The sequence below is a fragment of the Affinundibacterium amnicola genome (genome assembly GCF_014284275.1).
Taxonomy (GTDB): domain Bacteria; phylum Pseudomonadota; class Gammaproteobacteria; order Burkholderiales; family Burkholderiaceae_D; genus Undibacterium; species Undibacterium amnicola.
On the sequence record NZ_JACOFU010000001.1, the window covers coordinates 833,438 to 850,473 of the forward strand.

At 44.5% G+C, this 17,036-nt stretch carries 17 protein-coding genes; all 17 read right to left on the reverse strand.

Annotated elements, in window-relative coordinates; translation table 11 throughout:
* Nucleotide 1 precedes the first annotated feature (1 nt).
* The 17 genes from H8K33_RS03740 to tsf all read right to left on the reverse strand — a co-directional run bounded on the left by H8K33_RS03740 (nt 2) and on the right by tsf (nt 16,898).
* A complete protein-coding gene (locus H8K33_RS03740) occupies nt 2-1,246 on the reverse strand; it encodes a sensor histidine kinase (protein ID WP_186889607.1) in 1,245 nt (414 codons plus the stop codon).
* 252 nt (nt 1,247-1,498) lie between these two features.
* Entirely contained in the window at nt 1,499-2,017 is a 519-nt protein-coding gene (locus H8K33_RS03745; RefSeq protein WP_186889608.1) for an energy transducer TonB, read from the reverse strand.
* Between the two features lie 8 nt (nt 2,018-2,025).
* Nucleotides 2,026-2,712, reverse strand: a complete 687-nt coding sequence (locus H8K33_RS03750; RefSeq protein ID WP_186889609.1) for an ankyrin repeat domain-containing protein — start codon at nt 2,710-2,712, stop codon at nt 2,026-2,028.
* Between the two features lie 15 nt (nt 2,713-2,727).
* On the reverse strand, nt 2,728-3,513 hold the full coding sequence (locus tag H8K33_RS03755) for a TatD family hydrolase (protein ID WP_186889610.1): 786 nt from the start codon (nt 3,511-3,513) through the stop codon (nt 2,728-2,730).
* A gap of 68 nt (nt 3,514-3,581) precedes the next feature.
* Nucleotides 3,582-4,730 (reverse strand): lipid-A-disaccharide synthase, encoded by a 1,149-nt coding sequence (gene lpxB / locus H8K33_RS03760; RefSeq protein WP_343043779.1) that lies wholly within the window; start codon nt 4,728-4,730, stop codon nt 3,582-3,584.
* 14 nt (nt 4,731-4,744) lie between these two features.
* Nucleotides 4,745-5,533, reverse strand: a complete 789-nt coding sequence (gene lpxA, locus H8K33_RS03765) for an acyl-ACP--UDP-N-acetylglucosamine O-acyltransferase (protein WP_186889611.1) — start codon at nt 5,531-5,533, stop codon at nt 4,745-4,747.
* A gap of 2 nt (nt 5,534-5,535) precedes the next feature.
* Nucleotides 5,536-6,054: a 3-hydroxyacyl-ACP dehydratase FabZ gene (gene fabZ / locus H8K33_RS03770; RefSeq protein ID WP_186889612.1), complete on the reverse strand. Its 519-nt coding sequence runs from the start codon at nt 6,052-6,054 to the stop codon at nt 5,536-5,538.
* Between the two features lies 1 nt (nt 6,055).
* Nucleotides 6,056-7,150 (reverse strand): UDP-3-O-(3-hydroxymyristoyl)glucosamine N-acyltransferase, encoded by a 1,095-nt coding sequence (lpxD, locus tag H8K33_RS03775; protein ID WP_186889613.1) that lies wholly within the window; start codon nt 7,148-7,150, stop codon nt 6,056-6,058.
* A gap of 2 nt (nt 7,151-7,152) precedes the next feature.
* Nucleotides 7,153-7,671: an OmpH/Skp family outer membrane protein gene (locus H8K33_RS03780; RefSeq protein ID WP_246443271.1), complete on the reverse strand. Its 519-nt coding sequence runs from the start codon at nt 7,669-7,671 to the stop codon at nt 7,153-7,155.
* A gap of 67 nt (nt 7,672-7,738) precedes the next feature.
* Nucleotides 7,739-10,093, reverse strand: a complete 2,355-nt coding sequence (gene bamA / locus H8K33_RS03785) for an outer membrane protein assembly factor BamA (RefSeq protein WP_186889614.1) — start codon at nt 10,091-10,093, stop codon at nt 7,739-7,741.
* A 70-nt stretch (nt 10,094-10,163) separates the two neighbouring features.
* On the reverse strand, nt 10,164-11,537 hold the full coding sequence (gene rseP, locus H8K33_RS03790; RefSeq protein WP_186889615.1) for an RIP metalloprotease RseP: 1,374 nt from the start codon (nt 11,535-11,537) through the stop codon (nt 10,164-10,166).
* A gap of 1 nt (nt 11,538) precedes the next feature.
* Complete coding sequence (gene ispC / locus H8K33_RS03795) at nt 11,539-12,726, reverse strand: 1-deoxy-D-xylulose-5-phosphate reductoisomerase (RefSeq protein WP_186889616.1); 1,188 nt, start codon at nt 12,724-12,726, stop codon at nt 11,539-11,541.
* A 38-nt stretch (nt 12,727-12,764) separates the two neighbouring features.
* Nucleotides 12,765-13,589: a phosphatidate cytidylyltransferase gene (locus H8K33_RS03800; protein ID WP_186889617.1), complete on the reverse strand. Its 825-nt coding sequence runs from the start codon at nt 13,587-13,589 to the stop codon at nt 12,765-12,767.
* 43 nt (nt 13,590-13,632) lie between these two features.
* On the reverse strand, nt 13,633-14,388 hold the full coding sequence (gene uppS, locus H8K33_RS03805; RefSeq protein WP_186889618.1) for a polyprenyl diphosphate synthase: 756 nt from the start codon (nt 14,386-14,388) through the stop codon (nt 13,633-13,635).
* A 43-nt stretch (nt 14,389-14,431) separates the two neighbouring features.
* Entirely contained in the window at nt 14,432-14,992 is a 561-nt protein-coding gene (frr, locus tag H8K33_RS03810; RefSeq protein ID WP_186889619.1) for a ribosome recycling factor, read from the reverse strand.
* 108 nt (nt 14,993-15,100) lie between these two features.
* Complete coding sequence (gene pyrH, locus H8K33_RS03815; protein ID WP_186889620.1) at nt 15,101-15,817, reverse strand: UMP kinase; 717 nt, start codon at nt 15,815-15,817, stop codon at nt 15,101-15,103.
* Between the two features lie 199 nt (nt 15,818-16,016).
* On the reverse strand, nt 16,017-16,898 hold the full coding sequence (gene tsf, locus H8K33_RS03820) for a translation elongation factor Ts (RefSeq protein ID WP_186889621.1): 882 nt from the start codon (nt 16,896-16,898) through the stop codon (nt 16,017-16,019).
* Between the last annotated feature and the right edge of the window lie 138 nt (nt 16,899-17,036).

Sequence of the window (17,036 nt, forward strand, 5' to 3'; positions counted from 1 at the left end):
CTTATTCTCCCTGCAGAAAACTGGTTGGGACTGTGATCGTCGCTGCCACACCGCTTGGGAAATTCGCCACAATATGGAAGTTGGCGTTATTCCCATAAGCCAGGCGCAAACGTTCACGTACGTTTCTTAATCCTATGCCAGTCCCCGCACCTTCCGCACTAAAACCACGACCATCATCAGCGATCGTGACGGCCACATTATTTTCATGCGCACGCGCCAAGATCCAAATCGTGCCACCACCCGTTTTTGGTTCCAATCCATGCTTAATCGCATTCTCGACCAGCGTTTGCATCATCATGGTGGGGAATAAAACTGGTTTCAAATACTCTGGCACTTCGATCTGAAAATTGAGACGTGAACCCATACGAATCTTCATGATGTCGAGATAGGCTTTAGCGCGCTCAAGCTCAGCACCGATGGTTGATGGCGCATCTTCAGTTTTCGGTAAAGAATGGCGCAAATAGGTAATCAAGTTACCCAACATGACATCCGCACTTGCTGGATCAGAACGGCTTAGCAATTGGGCGCTGGCCAAAGTGTTGTACAGAAAGTGCGGTTCCACTTGTGCGTGCAAGAGATTCAATTTAGCGACGGTCAGTTCTTTCTCTGTAACAGTTTGCTGTGTGCTTGCTTTCTCTTGTTTTCGGCTATCGGCAATACGACGTGAAATAGCACGTCCCAGCGCTTCAGCGTTTTCGAGATTGGTACCGTTATCGACCAAAAACCAATCGGTCCAAGCCGCACGATCTGGTTCGCAAATCAAAGTAACACTGCAAGTTTCTGTGCCTGGTGACACGGTTGCGAGAATTTGATTATTACCGCTCTCCAACCATTGAAACAACTTAGTTTCACTTAAAAAATCATTGTGATAGGGATGAATACGTTTTACTTTGGCACGCAGTTGTAAGCTATCTGCCGCGCTTTCTAAACGCTCCGCTCCTGGTAATTCTTTGATCGCCGCTTCGATCAAAGCAAATGCCGCATTGGCATCTAAAGGAATTTCGATCTGACGGCGTTGACGATTCGACAGCGTTGCAGCGTTCACGTCCATGGTAATCAGACGCACGCGACGGATATGCGAAAACGCGCCTATCATTGCAAAAAAGCCGGCACCTAAAGGCAAAATTTCGATGCCGTTTAAATGACCAACCCGAAAAATCACCTCAGTTAAAGTTACTATAATAATGAGGGCAGCCATGCCCCAACCAAAGCTGATACGTGCAATAAAAAACAGACTGGTTAACATATTTTTCTCCGTAGATTAGATGTCGTTCAGCATAAGTAAACATCAAATAAAGTGCGCGTATTATCCGATGAAAGACAAAAAATAGAGATAAAACCAGTGTTTATTGGCGTAAAAAAGTTCAACTAGTGCTCAATCTGTACAGAGTTTGTCAGGCGACTAACGCAGAGAAATGATGTCACGCCTTTTGTACCAGCGGATCATTCAACGACTGCGAGATGAATTCTCATTGATTGACAGTTCAGATTTAGATACTCATTGATTCGCCTGTGGCAAAGCGATCGTTCTTAATTGAAAACGTCCATCTGAATTAAACAACCAAGTTTCAACTAAATCGAGCTTACCTTGCTTTAAGAGTAGTGCCGACGGCATAGGAAATGGTTGCGCCTTGACCAAGCTAGATAAAGCAGTCGCTTCGGTTTCTCTATCTTTGTTGCTTCGCACGATGGCCTTACTCATTAAACTTCCTTGGGAGTTGAGAGAAAATCTCAACACGATGACAGAGCGCAATAAGGCTTGAGGATTACCTGCATAGACTTTCGCGACATTCACGCGAGAAAGATGATTGGCCAATTCCACCTGATAGGCAGCCAAGGTTTTCGCATTAGATTTCACACCTACTTGAGAATCAAGCTTATTGGGAGTTTGCTCTGCGCCTTTTGTTTTTTCTGCCGCAGTATCTGTCTTCAAGGGATCCGTCTTAGGGGCTCCACATGCTGTCAAGAATAAGCTAAGCATCAACAGAAATCGGTATGGTTTATAGTTGATTGCCATTCTCACACCTATTTGCGCTCACTTGTTTTTGCCTGCATCAACTCTTGCAACAATGCTGCGATATCGCGTCGTTCTGACTCCACTGCAAAATCATGCGCAGTCCAACCCAGCATATTTTTCAAAGAAATATCCGCGCCTTCATCAATCAATAACTTAAGCACGCTCATTTCACCACGACGCGCTGCTAGCATTAATGGTGTGGTTTTATTGGGGGTTTCAGCATCAATGTAAGCATAGTGCTCTAATAAGATCTTAACGATCTCAAGATTTCCTACAACCGTTGCGTAGTGCAATGCTGTCCACCCCGCTTGATTAACTTGGGCACCCGCGTCAATTAAACGTTGTAGTTTATCTTTTTGTTCAAGATACGCCGTTAACATGATCGCCGTATCGCCATTCTTGGCTCGTTGATCTAGATGAATTTTCGGATGCATCAACAAGTAGTCAAAAACCCGCTGCGAATTTTCACGCACACTAATCATCAGTAAAGTCTCGCCACGAACAGCCTCAGCAAGATTGATATCACCTTGTTGATCTGCATATTTTTTGATCGTACTCACATCATCAAATCGAGCTGCACGAATAATTTTTTCTGCTACCGAAAATGATGACGATGACTGCGCCCACGCAGATAGCGCGAAGAAGAATAAAGAAATCCAAACAGTAACTTGGCTAAGTTGACTAAAGTAGCGCATGGATTTTCATGCTCCTTAATTGACTTGTGCGAACTTAAAGAGATCAAAAAAGTTTTGTGTCGTTTGTTCTTGCACCTGCTTGAGCGGCAATTGCTTCAAGTCGGCCAAAAACTCACCCACATGTTTCACAAATCCAGGTTCATTCATTTTGCCGCGATGTGGCGCTGGTGCCAGATAGGGTGAATCGGTTTCTATCAAAATGCGTTCGATAGGCAATGCTTTTGCCACCGCCTGCAAATCTTTTGCGCTCTTGAACGTCAAAATACCAGAGAAAGAAATATAGAAACCCATATCAACTGCCGCTTTTGCAACATCGAGCGACTCAGTAAAACAATGCATCACACCTGCAACTCCGCCCTGGTTAGTGCCTGCGCCCTCTTCCCGCATAATTCGTATCGTATCTTCGGCAGCGGCACGGGTATGAATAATTAAAGGCTTGCGGCTGATACGTGAAGCGCGAATATGCTGACGAAAACGTTCCCGCTGCCATTCGAGATCCCCCTTCAAACGAAAATAATCTAAGCCAGTTTCACCAATCGCAATAATCTTTGGATGCTGCGACAATTCCACTAAACGTTCTGCACTTGGATCTTCTGTATCTTCGTAATCGGGATGTACGCCAACTGAAGCATAAATATGTGGATACTGTTCAGCTAAGGCCAACACCTGCGGAAAATCAGGTAAATCAACTGATACACAGAGCGCATGTGTGACGCCGTTATCCTGCATACGCTGCAATAACTCCGGCATACGTTCGGCTAATTCCGGAAAATTGATATGACAGTGAGAGTCGATATACATGGTAGAAAATTCCTGCAGAGCTTGAACAACAATGATGAAACTGCGTGTTCAAATAATGTGAGATACGCTTAAACAGCGTGAATAAGATTAAGCACCGCTTGAGCGGAAATACCTGCTGTGTCACGCAATAAATCGTGATGCATATCCGTGAAGCGCTGATGCAAGCGCTTTTGCAGAGCGACATCATTAAGTTGCTGCCAAAGTGCGTCCGCCATATGTTGTGGTGTCGCTGCTGACTGAAGAAATTCTGGCACCAGAAACTCTTCCGCCATAATATTTGGCAAGCCTATCCAAGGCTGATAGCCCATATGCTTTAACACATGCCAAGATGCCGCCATCATTTTATAAGCGATGACCATGGGTTTTTTGTACAAGGCAACTTCTAATGAAGCTGTGCCTGACGCCACCAAAACGACATCCGCCGCTGCGATTGCTGTATGAGATTTCCCGTCCATCAACAAAATAGGCACTTCATCTAACTCAGCGGCTAAGACCAATTCAGAATAATACGCACGCTGTTTTGGCCCCACCATCGGCACTAAAAACTGTAAATGCGGGTCACGTTGTAGCAACAGCTTTGCGGTGGCGATGAATGCCGTCGTGTTGTACTTTAATTCTGACATACGACTACCTGGCAGAATCGTCACCACACGAGCATCGGCTTCTAAGCCTAACTCCTCGCGTGCAGCTTCCACATCAGGTTGCATCGGTATCACCTGCGCCAAAGGGTGTCCGACATAAGTCGCGGGAATACCCGCTTTTCGATAGATTTCTTCCTCAAAAGGAAAGATCACCAACATATGTGAGACGGCTTCGGCGATCTTTTTAATTCTGCCGCCACGCCAAGCCCAAATTGATGGACTGATGTAATGCATCGTTGGGATGCCAGCACGTTTGAGTTGAACCTCTAAATCCAAATTAAAATCAGGTGCATCGACACCGATAAATACATCGGGCTTTTCGTCTAATAGCTGCGCCATCAGTTGTTGACGAATGCCTGAAATCTCACGGTAGTGCATCAATACTTCAAACAGGCCACGCACAGACAATTTTTCCATAGGAAAATCACTATGAAATCCAAATTCGGCCATGTGCTTACCGCCAATGCCATGCATAAGAGACGATGGCAATTGGGGACGTAAGCCCGACAATAAGCGGGCTGCCAACATATCACCAGAGGTTTCTCCGGCGACCATAGAAATAATAGGACGCGTCACGTTTGCCCTAAAAATTAACGCACGATACCGCGCGTTGAGGTATCTAAGAAATTCCGGAATGCAGAAATATGCTCAGCAATTTCCGGCACTTGCTCAGCGATTTCCTGATCCAAAGTCGCTTTTGCTTCCTCTAAAGTCAATCCTGATTTGTACAATGTTTTGTAGGCCTGACGAATCGCAGATATCTGCTCACGACTAAAACCACGACGCTTCAATCCTTCAATATTGATACCATGCGCCGCCGCTGGATTGCCATTCAAAATGACGAATGGTGGTACGTCTTGTGTCAAGCTGGTACTCATTCCAACCATCGCATGTGCACCGATTTTGCAAAATTGATGAACATTAGAAAATCCACCTAAGATAACCCAATCACCAATATGTACATGCCCGGCCAAAGCCGCATTATTTGCAAAGATTGTGCGATTTCCGACGTGACAATCATGCGCGATATGCACATAGGCCATGATCCAATTATCATCGCCAATACTAGTCACGCCGCCATCTTGTACCGTACCTAAATTAAAAGTACAGAATTCGCGCACCACATTGCGATCACCAATCGTCAAGAGCGTTGGTTCTCCTGCGTACTTTTTATCTTGAGGTGCAGCACCGATCGAAGAAAATTGAAAGAACTGATTATCTTTACCAATTGTCGTATGCCCTTCGATCACGACATACGGTCCAATCTTAGTACCTGCATCAATACGAACATTCGGACCAATAATTGAATAAGCGCCGACTTCCACACTGGAATCGAGCTGCGCTTTAGGATCAATGATTGCGGTGGAATGAATAGCCATGTTTAAGCTCCTGCAGGAGTTTCGCTAGAAGTTTCTGCTGTTGGCGCTGCGACCTTGACGTCATCACCAGTGCTGCGCAAAGTACACATCAATTCCGCTTCTACCGCTAATTGACCGTCGACTGTTGCCACTGCTTTATATTTCCAAATGCCACGCGCTACGCGCAGAATCTCAACATCCATTTTTAATTGATCACCAGGACCTACTGGACGTTTAAAGCGAACATTGTCGATACCGACAAAATACACGATGGTGTTTTCATCGGGCTTTTTACCCATCGTTAAAAATGACAAAATCGCCGCAGTTTGCGCCATCGCTTCCACCATCAATACACCAGGCATCACCGGTTTATTTGGGAAATGGCCGTTGAAGAATTCCTCATTAGCGGTGACATTTTTAATTGCAGTGATCGTCTTACCACTTTCCCATGTCAATACGCGATCAACTAACAGCATCGGATAGCGATGTGGCAAATACTGTTTAATCTGATTGATGTCCAGGGTCTTATCGATGTTTTCCATACTATTCTTCTGAGTTAGAGGTATTTAAATGTTGCGTAATTACTTGTGATGTCTGTGCTTTGACAGTCTTTTCTAATTGTTTAAGCTTGTCGCGCATACTATCGAGATTGCGTACGATCACAGCAGTCTTTTCCCAATCGGCATTCTTTGCCAAAGGATAAAAACCTGTGTACTGACCTGGTTCGTGAATAGATCGCGACACCATGCTGCCGGATGAAATATGGACGTTATCTGCAATCGTCAAATGTCCGAGCACCATTGCAGCACCACCAAACGTACAGTTTTTGCCTATCTTGGCACTACCCGCCACACCGACACAGCCAGCCATTGCAGTGTTTTCACCGATATGACAGTTATGGCCGATTTGAATTTGATTATCGAGCTTAACGCCATTTTCAATAATAGTGTCAGCCAATGCGCCGCGATCTATGCTGGTATTCGCACCGATCTCAACATCATTACCAATCACCACGCGACCTGTTTGTGGAATCTTAATCCACTTGCCTTTTTCATTCGCAAAGCCAAACCCATCGGCTCCTATCACCGCACCTGAATGGATAACGCAGCGCTCTCCAATGATGCAGTCATTATAAATACTGACATTGGCATTGATCTGGCTACCATCACCAATCACAACACCACGACCAATGGAAACACCTGCAGCAATCACTACACGCTCACCAATGACAGCACCAGCCTCAATCGATACATGGGCTGCAATACTGGCGGTTGCCGCAACTTCCGCTTGCGGACTAACCCATGCCAAAGAATGTATTCCGAGCTGCACAGCGATAGAATTCAAGTCGAAGAAATGCTGCGCGGCCTTTGCGAAATACACGTAAGGATTCGCGGTAACAATACGAGCGCCGGCGTAAGTATCACCAAGTTGCTGATGATCTTGTTCAGACAAGATCAAAGCGATCGCTTTCGTCTTTTCTGCTTGCGATCTGAATTTTGAATTTGAGAGGAAGGTGACATGACGATCGCTCGCATCACTTAATGGGGCAATGCCGACGACCTGAATATCAGGATTACCAATTAACTGACCACCGAAGCGATCGACTAACTCCCCTAGTCGAATGCTTTTATTTGTCATTTTTATTTGGAAAGTGCTTTCAGTACTTTATCTGTAATATCGATACGTGGGTTCACATAAGAAGCGTCTTGCACCACGATATCAATTTTCTCTGCTTCTGCAATTTGTCGCACAATTTTCAAAGCCCGCTCACCCAAAGCGATTGCTTCTTCTTGACGACGCTGTGCCAAGTCTTCGTTATAAATTCTCTGCTTACGATTAAAGTCTTGATCTAATTCTGTCAACTCACGTTGGCGACGCAAGCGTTCAACTTCCGACAAGCTTGGTGCATCTTTTTCGTATTTACGATAAGCATTACGGAAACGCTCGTTGACTTCATCCAGTTCTTTTTTACGTTTTGAGAACTCTTGCTCAATACGCGAAGACGCAATTTTTGCAGGAACGGATTCATCTAAGACACGCTGTCCATTAAAAAATGCGACTTTAAAATCTTGCGCCTGCGCTTGCGCAAAAGCTAGTAAAGAAGCTGCGCCGAAAAAGAAATTGCGCATCAATTTGGACGGATTAGATATGTGACTCAAAATATTCTCCACATTACGAACTTCAAATTACCAACAAGCAAATCGCAAACGCAATCTCAAACCAATTTTAGAAACCCGTTCCCATCGTGAACTGGAAGCCCTGACGTCGATCATCAGGTTTAGCATTTAAAGCTTTACCAAAACTCAATTTCAAAGGCCCCATCGGAGAAATCCAGCTAATACCCATACCGATAGAAGTCTTCATATCCTGAGCGCGAATTTTCTGACCTTCATCGAAGACATTACCAACGTCAAAGAATGTAAACCAACGCAAAGATTTATCTGCACCCGGGAAAGGAATCTGTAATTCTACATTACCGACGACACGCGTGGCACCACCTAAAGTATCGCCGCGAGGATCTTTCGTCCCCAAAGAACCAGGTTCATAGCCACGGACAGATCCGATACCACCTGCGTAGAAGTTCTTAAACACGGGGTAAGGCTTGCCTGCTAAACCATGACCGTAATTAATCTCGCCATTCATCGCCAAAATTACCGAACGATAAACTGGTTTGTAATATTCGTGCTTATAGATCGCGCGATAGTATTTGAACTCACCATAAGCAGAAAGCTCAAGATTAATCCTTTGATAACGACCAATTGACGGCGTCAGTACATTATCACGGCTATCACGTTGCCATGCCACGGATAAGGGAATGGAATCATTCGTCGCACTACCGACACCATACAATGGGTTAGCAGGATCTTTAACGATATCATTGCCACCGAAATCAGCAACATATTTCAAGTAGCGATAAGGACTATCTGTATAAGTATCAATTTTTGAACGCTCTAAACCAACGCCAAAAAATACCGTATCAAGTTCAGAGAAAGGAATACCGTAACGCAGATTACCACCTGAAGATTGAATACGGTAATAACCATAAGCACCAATTGGCGGCAAAGAAGTACGAATGAAGGCATCAATACTGCGGCTAATGCCGTCATCGGTTACATAAGGATCAACGTGGGTCAAAGCAATAGTGCGATTATATTTACTGGTATTGATATCTAAACCAATCGTATCGCCACTACCAAATGCATTAACCTGCTGAATCGAGCCGGTAATTGTGACTTTTTCAGCACTGGAGTAACCAGCACCAATCATAATATTGCCAGTCGGTTTTTCTGTCACACTCAAATTCACATCAACTTGATCAATACTGGTTGGCACTTCAGGCGTATCGACGGTAACTTCCTTAAAGAAGCCTAAGTATTCGACGCGATCACGAGATACTTTGATCTTTTCACCGTCATACCAAGATCCTTCAAATTGTCGGAATTCGCGACGAATGACTTCATCACGCGTACGTGTATTGCCAGCAAGATTAATGCGACGTACATAGACACGTTTTCCCGGATCAACAAAGATTGTAAATGCAACTTCTTTCTTCTCTTTATCAACCAATGGGTTTGCAACCACGTTAGCAAATGCGTAACCAAAATTACCCATGCGATCAGAAATGCGCTTAGTACTTGCTGTCAACAAACCTGCATTGTAGGTTTCATTTTTTCTCAAAAGCATGAGAGAAGCTAGTTCATCTTCACGTCCAAAGGTTTCACCTTCAATCTTGACATCAGTGACCTTATACTTGTCACCTTCATCAATATTCACCGTGATATAAACTTGTTTCTTGTCTGGTGTAATCGAAATTTGTGTCGAAGTGACTTGCATTTCTAAATAACCACGATTCTGATAAAACGAACGTATTGTCTCGACGTCGCCAGACAACTTCTGTTTAGAGTATTGATCTGCTTTCGAATACCAACTAAACCAAGTTGGTGTACTTAAGGTGAGCATTTCTTTCAATTCACCATCAGAAAATGCTTTATTACCGATGATATTGATTTGCGCGATCTTGGCGACATCACCTTCATCCACCGCAAACGTCACATTCACACGATTACGTTCGATTGGCGTAATCGTAGTCGTAATCTGTGCGCCATATAGGCCACGTGACAAATATTGTTTCTTTAATTCTTGCTCAGCACGATCAACTGTCGCTTTATCAAAAATACGGGTTTCACCAACGCCGATATCTTTTAGCGCTTTGACCAGTTGATCTTTTTCGAATTCTTTTGTACCTGTGAAATCAACAGTTGAAATGGTTGGACGCTCATCCAACAAAACCACCAATACACCATCTTCCACTTCGATTTGTACATCTTTAAAAAAGCCTGTTGCAAACAAGGCTTTAATCGCCGCAATACTTTTCGCATCATTAAAAACTTCACCAACGCGAACGGGCAAATAACTAAAGACTGTTCCAGCTTCAGTTCTTTGCAAACCTTCGACACGAATTTCTTTGACTGTAAATGGTTCAATTGCTAGGGCATGACCGGAACACAAAGCTAAGGCTGCTGTGGCGAGGAGGTGACGAGGAAATGCTGGCAAAGTTAAATTCTCTAATGGTAATTTCATTGGGGTTTTTTCAGTCTCAAATTTCTACTTGATTGCAGCTTTTACAATACAGCAATGAATAAGCTGCGTATTATGACATCTGTCGGACAATATCATTAAAAAAAGCGACAAGCATTAAACACAACAGCACAGTTAGCCCTCCTCGCTGTGCCATCTCTACATATTTCTCAGGGATTGCTTTCCCCGTTAAAACTTCCAGCGAATAATACAACAAATGACCGCCATCTAACACAGGTATAGGTAGCAAATTCATGACGCCCAGACTAATACTGATCAATGCAATAAATTGTAGATAGCTAATCCATCCAACTCTTGCAGTCTGTCCCGCATAATCAGCGATCGTAATTGGACCTGTGATATTGCGCCACGACACTTCGCCGGTCAGCATTTTACCTATCATTTTCAACGTCAGAACACTAGTATCCCAAGTGCGTACTGCTCCGCGATAGACCGCCTCTGAAGCAGAATACGATAACACTGTCATTTCCAACTGACCACGCGGAGCGACTTGAATCCGACCAATCAATTTACCATTTTCTTCCACAGCTTCAGGCGTTACTACCACCTCAAATTCTTGCCCAGAGCCAAGCACTAACATCGTCAACGGTTTATTCGGAGATGCGTTGACGATGTCCCGAAATGCCTGGCTATCTAAAACCGCTTGATCATTGATTTGAATGACTTGGTCACCAGGTTTCAAGCCGGCTTTACTGGCAGGTCCACCAACAACGACGTCATTGAGTATCGCTGGAGGGCGGAAAAATTCCATGCCTAATTTCTGTAAAAAATCCGACTCAAAATCAGCAGAATCTAACTGCGATAAAGGTAGTTTAAATTCCAATTGGTCAAGACTAGAACTTCGGTCGAGATTCTTGCGCGTCACTTGTATACGTACTTCTTGTTTATCCAAGCCCAATTGCAATAATTTCCATCGCATATCTGACCACGATTGAATCTGTTCACCATTAATACTTTGCACCAAATCGCCCTGCCGTAATCCAGCGACATAAGCAATGGATGATTCAGAAGCGATACGCAATTTTGCGACAGGATCTGGTGTGCCATGTAAAAATAAGGCGGCAAATAAGACGATGGCTAAAATGAAATTAAAAACTGGCCCCGCAGCGACAATCGCAATACGCTGCCACACCGATTTACGTGAGAAATCACCGGCTAGGTCTTGTGGAGTCGCTTGAGAACCATCAACTTCGCGCGAATCATAAAATTTAACATAACCACCTAATGGAATAGCTGACAAAGTCCATTCAGTTTCACTATTACCAAACTTTTTTATCCACAGCGGCTTACCCATTCCAACAGAGAATCGCAAAACTTTGACCCCGCATAGCCGAGCGACCCAAAAATGCCCAAGTTCATGAAAGATAATGAGGATGCCAAGCGCGAAAACAAATGCCAGCACTGTCTGAAGAAATTGAAAAGTCATCTCATGCCCTTAATTTTGCAACGTAACTACTTGCAAAAACACGTGCCTGACGATCAATTTCGAGAATTGACTCTAAATCTGACAAACTCTGCATTGGAACACGCGATAAAGCTTCTGCAACCACCGTTTCAATTTGCATAAAACCAAGTCTGTCTGCTAAAAACGCATCAACGGCGATTTCATTTGCTGCATTTAGAACGGTAGGCGCCGATGCACCTGCTCTTAATGCCTCATAGGCCAAACGCAGACACGGAAACCGCTCAAAGTCAGGCTTAAAGAAATTCAACTGCGAAAATTGACTTAAATCTAATGGCTCGACCCCAGACGAAATTCGTTCTGGATAGGCAAGGCCATAAGCGATGGGTGTACGCATATCGGGATTACCTAACTGCGCGAGCAAGGAACCATCGACATAAGAAACCATAGAATGAATCAAACTTTGCGGATGAATCAAGACTTCTATCTTATCGATCGCAGCGCCAAACAACCAATGTGCCTCGATGACCTCCAGCCCCTTATTCATCATGGTGGCAGAGTCAACCGAGATTTTTCGCCCCATCACCCAATTAGGATGCGCTATTGCTTCCGCTGCAGTCACTTGTGACAAGGTAGAAATTTCACGATGAAGAAACGGACCACCGGAAGCGGTCAAGATGATTTTGGAAATGCCACTAGCATTTAAATCGCGTTGGTATCCATAAGGCAGACATTGAAAAATGGCATTATGTTCGCTATCAATTGGCAATAAGGTCGCGCCACTTTTAGCAACGGCATCAATAAACAATTGCCCAGACATGACCAAGGCTTCTTTATTCGCCAACAAAATTCTTTTGCCTGCTTGTGCTGCGGCGAGCGAAGCAGGCAAACCTGCGGCACCAACAATTGCCGCCATCACCACATCACAGTCAGTAGCGCTAGCGACTTCACACAAAGCTTCGGCACCGCACAAGACCTGTGTTTTCGATGAAAACTGCGCTAGTAACTCACGTAAATCTCGCGCCAATTGTTCATTCGCAACGACCGCAAACTGAGGCTGAAATTGCTGACATTGAGTAGCCAGCTTATTAATTTGTGTGTGTGCAGTTAATGCAAAAACCTGATAAAGATCAGGATGTCGGGCAATCACATCTAATGTGGAAATCCCGATGGACCCGGTCGATCCCAAAATACAGATACTTTGTTTTTGCATACAATTCGACGAGGCTGATTAATTAATTCTGTGTTTGATCACAAATTCCACAGCGCCACAAACATCGCAGCGAGAGGCAATACCGGAATAAGTGCATCAATTCTATCCAATACGCCGCCATGTCCAGGTAACAAACTACTGCTATCCTTCATACCGATACGACGCTTCAATAAGGATTCAAACAAATCACCGATGACGCTGGCAATGGCGATGAATATCATCAAAATAGCTAATGCGACTGGCCCTTGATCCGTGTAGATTCGAGCTGGCAAGGTTTCTGATAGCGAAGGAACGGCAACGCAAAGAAGTGCGAACAAGAGTACCAATACACCACCGCCAATGGCTCCTTCCCATGATTTACCTGGAGAAATCGTTGGCGCAAGTTTGCGTTTACCAATCGCCTTACCAACAAAATACGCACCGATATCAGCAATCCAAACCAAGGCCAAAACCGACAGCAACAGCTTCGCTGATTTGCCGAACAGGTAACTCATTGCAACGAAACATCCAAAAATAGCGATCGCATAAACGCCACTAATCAAGCCACTGGCGAAGCTATTGATATCTGGTAGGCCGAACTTCAAGCTCGGAATCAAGCCAAAAACCCAGAATAAAACGCAGACAGTAAAAAGCGTTTGCAATGAAAAATTAGTATTTTGCAGAGTCAGATAGGCAAATGCAAAAGCCCAGACCGCAGAGATAAGAATGGCACCTGGTTTATTAAACAAGCGCTGACTCTCCCACATCGCAGCAGCAAGAAAAATCGCCGCTGCTGCTGTAAATGCAAGGCTAGATCCAGAAAATACGATGGGCACCAAGATAGCTAGCAACACAATGGCTGTGATAATTCTTGTTTTTAGCATAGGAGCAATCCGTGATGATTAAAAAAGTTAAATACCAAAGCCTTCAAGCTTGTGTACCTTCTACTAGTTGCGCACTAGTGCGGCCGAAGCGTCGTTCACGCGATTGGTAAGAGGCAATTGCCTCGTCTAAAGACTTGCCATTAAAATCAGGCCAAAAGGTATCAGTAAAAAACAGTTCCGTATAGGCGAGCTGCCACAACAGAAAATTAGAGATCCGCGTTTCGCCACCTGTACGAATAAACAAGTCAGGCTCTGGCGCGTAAGCCATAGCCAATTGTGACTCCAGCATTTCTTCGGTAACGTCAGTTGGAGATTGGCCGCTTGACGTCAATTTATTAACCGCCTGAACAATATCCCAGCGGCCACCGTAGTTTGCACAAATCGTTACAGTTAAACGCGTATTCGCAGCAGTCAATTCTTGTGCCTGCTGAATTGCTTGTTGTAATGGAAGATCGAAACGTGAAAGATCGCCGACAATTTTCAAACGAATATTATTGTCATGCATCTTCTTAACTTCTTTTTCCAAAGCCGTTACAAACAGACGCATGAGCAAAGAAACTTCATCCGCAGGACGTCGCCAATTTTCAGAGCTGAATGCAAATAAAGTCAAAAACTGAATATCACGTTTGATACAGGCTTCAACGATGCCACGCACCGCATCAACGCCTTTAACATGTCCGGCGACACGCGGCAAAAAACGCTTAGTAGCCCAACGCCCATTGCCATCCATAATAATGGCAATGTGTTTCGGCATCAGTCCCGCATCAGGGACTGTTTTCGTTGAGCTTGAATGATTCATGAAACTCCGGGATTGGATAAAAAAGAAGAAAAGACGCCGAAGCTTAAACGGTCAACACTTCTTTTTCTTTTTCAGCCAAAAGCTTATCCACTTCCGCGACAAACTTGTCTGTCAATTTTTGAATATCATCTTGCGCACGGCGCTCATCATCTTCAGAGATATCCTTATCTTTGACCAATTTCTTCAATGACTCATTCGCGTCACGGCGGATGTTACGCACAGCGATTTTAGCGTCTTCACCTTCCGTCTTAACCAGCTTCACCATCTCTTTACGACGCTCTTCGGTCAACGGTGGCGTTGGCACACGAATCAAATCGCCTTGTGAGGCTGGGTTTAAACCCAAATCAGATTCACGGATCGCTTTTTCGATCACAGTTAACATTTTCTTTTCCCAAGGCTGTACACCGATGGTACGAGAATCGATCAAAGTGATGTTGGCGACTTGCGAGATATTCGTCGGTGAACCGTAGTAATCCACCATCACGTGATCCAGAATGCCTGGATGAGCACGGCCGGTACGAACCTTGGATAAATCTGCCTTCAAGGTTTCAATAGATTTTTGCATGCGCTGATCGGCGCTACTTTTAACACTGGCAACTGTCATGATTTACTCCTGAACTAAATGAGAATGAGAGCTTACGCTCTCATTGACCTCAAAACAAATTAAGTTTGGTGAATCAGCAAAGATCACCTTGCAATCCGAAACCGCGCATTATACGTGGACTAAGGTACCTTCGTCTCCACCCAGAATCAGATTTTTCAAAGCACCCGGCTTAACGATAGAGAATACTTTAATCGGCAACTTCTGATCGCGACATAAAGCGAAAGCTGTCGCATCCATGACTTGCAAATGACGCGAAATCGCTTCATCGAAGGAAATAGTCGTGTAACGAGTCGCGGTTGGGTCTTTTTTCGGGTCTGCTGTATAGACGCCGTCAACTTTGGTGGCTTTCAAGACTAATTCAGCACCGATTTCCGAACCACGCAAGGCAGCCGCTGTATCCGTAGTAAAGAAGGGATTGCCTGTGCCAGCGGCAAAAATGACAACCTTCCCCTCTTCCAAATATTGCAAAGCTTTAGGACGTACATAAGGCTCAACCACTTGTTCAATCGCGATAGCAGACATGACGCGCGCAGTGATACCAACCTGACGCATCGCATCGCCCAAAGCAAGGGAATTCATCACCGTGGCCAACATCCCCATGTAATCAGCTGTCGCCCTATCCATGCCTTGCGCACCAGGCGCAACGCCACGGAAAATATTACCACCACCAATCACGATGGCTAATTCAACGCCCATACGGGAAATTTCGGCGACATCAGCCACCATACGCTCAATGGTAGCGCGATTAATGCCATAGGCATCATCACCCATTAAAGCCTCACCAGAGAGTTTTAAAAGCACACGCTTATAAGCTGGTTTAGTCACGATCTGGGCTCCTTTAAAGTTGGGAAGACATTATTGCAAAAATTCTGTGAGGTCAACTCTGATTCTAGAAACCAAAGAAAAGTCTCGGTGTAAAACACTTGCGATAATCGCTTGCACTGGCAAGATTTGTTATTTATGGCATTACAAACACGGCTCTTAAAAAAACGGGCCTTACGGCCCGTTTTCTTTTTAAGTCTGCTTACGCTTGTTTAGCAGCAGCAACTTGCGCCGCCACTTCTGCAGCGAAGTCATCTTGCTTCTTCTCAATGCCTTCACCAACGACGAACATCGTAAATGCTTTTACAGATGCGCCAGCAGCTTGCAACATTTGCTCAACTGTTTGCTTGTCGTTTTTGACGAATGGTTGATTCAACAAAGAAACTTCTTTCAAGAACTTCTGGATAGAACCTTCTACCATCTTCGTAACGATGTCAGCTGGCTTACCAGATTCTGCTGCTTTCAAAGAAGCAACTGAACGCTCTTTTTCGATCAATTCTGCAGGAACTTGTTCGATAGACAAAGATACTGGCTTCATCGCTGCGATGTGCATCGCTACGTCTTTACCGATTTGCTCATCAGCCGCGTCAAATTCAACAACTACGCCTATACGTGTACCGTGCAGGTATGAAGTTACTTTAGCTGCAGATTCAAAACGTTGGAAACGGCGGATAGACATGTTTTCACCGATCTTGCCGATCAAACCAGCACGAACGCTTTCTACTGTACCATCTTCCAATGGCAATGCTGCCAATGCTGCCAAATCAGCTGGATTTGCTTCAGCGATCAATTTCGCTACTTTGTTTGAAAAAGCGATAAAGTCATCATTCTTAGTCACGAAGTCAGTTTCACAGTTAACTTCAACCAAAGAACCAACACCACCAGAGATGAAAGATGCAACAACACCTTCAGCTGTAATACGGGAAGCTGCTTTAGAAGCTTTGCTACCCAATTTAACGCGCAAAATCTCTTCTGCACGCTCCATGTTACCTTCTGCTTCCGTCAATGCTTTTTTGCATTCCATCATTGGCGCGTCTGTCTTTGCACGTAATTCGCCCACCATCGCTGCTGTAATTGCTGCCATGTTTCTCTCCTAATTCATTGCATCACAAGATGCACATTTCAATATAAATTCGATTTAAAAAAAGGGGCAAACACGCGTTGGCCCCTTTTTTACTTTTCAAACACCGCGCTTAATATCAATAAAAAGTCGCGGTGTGAA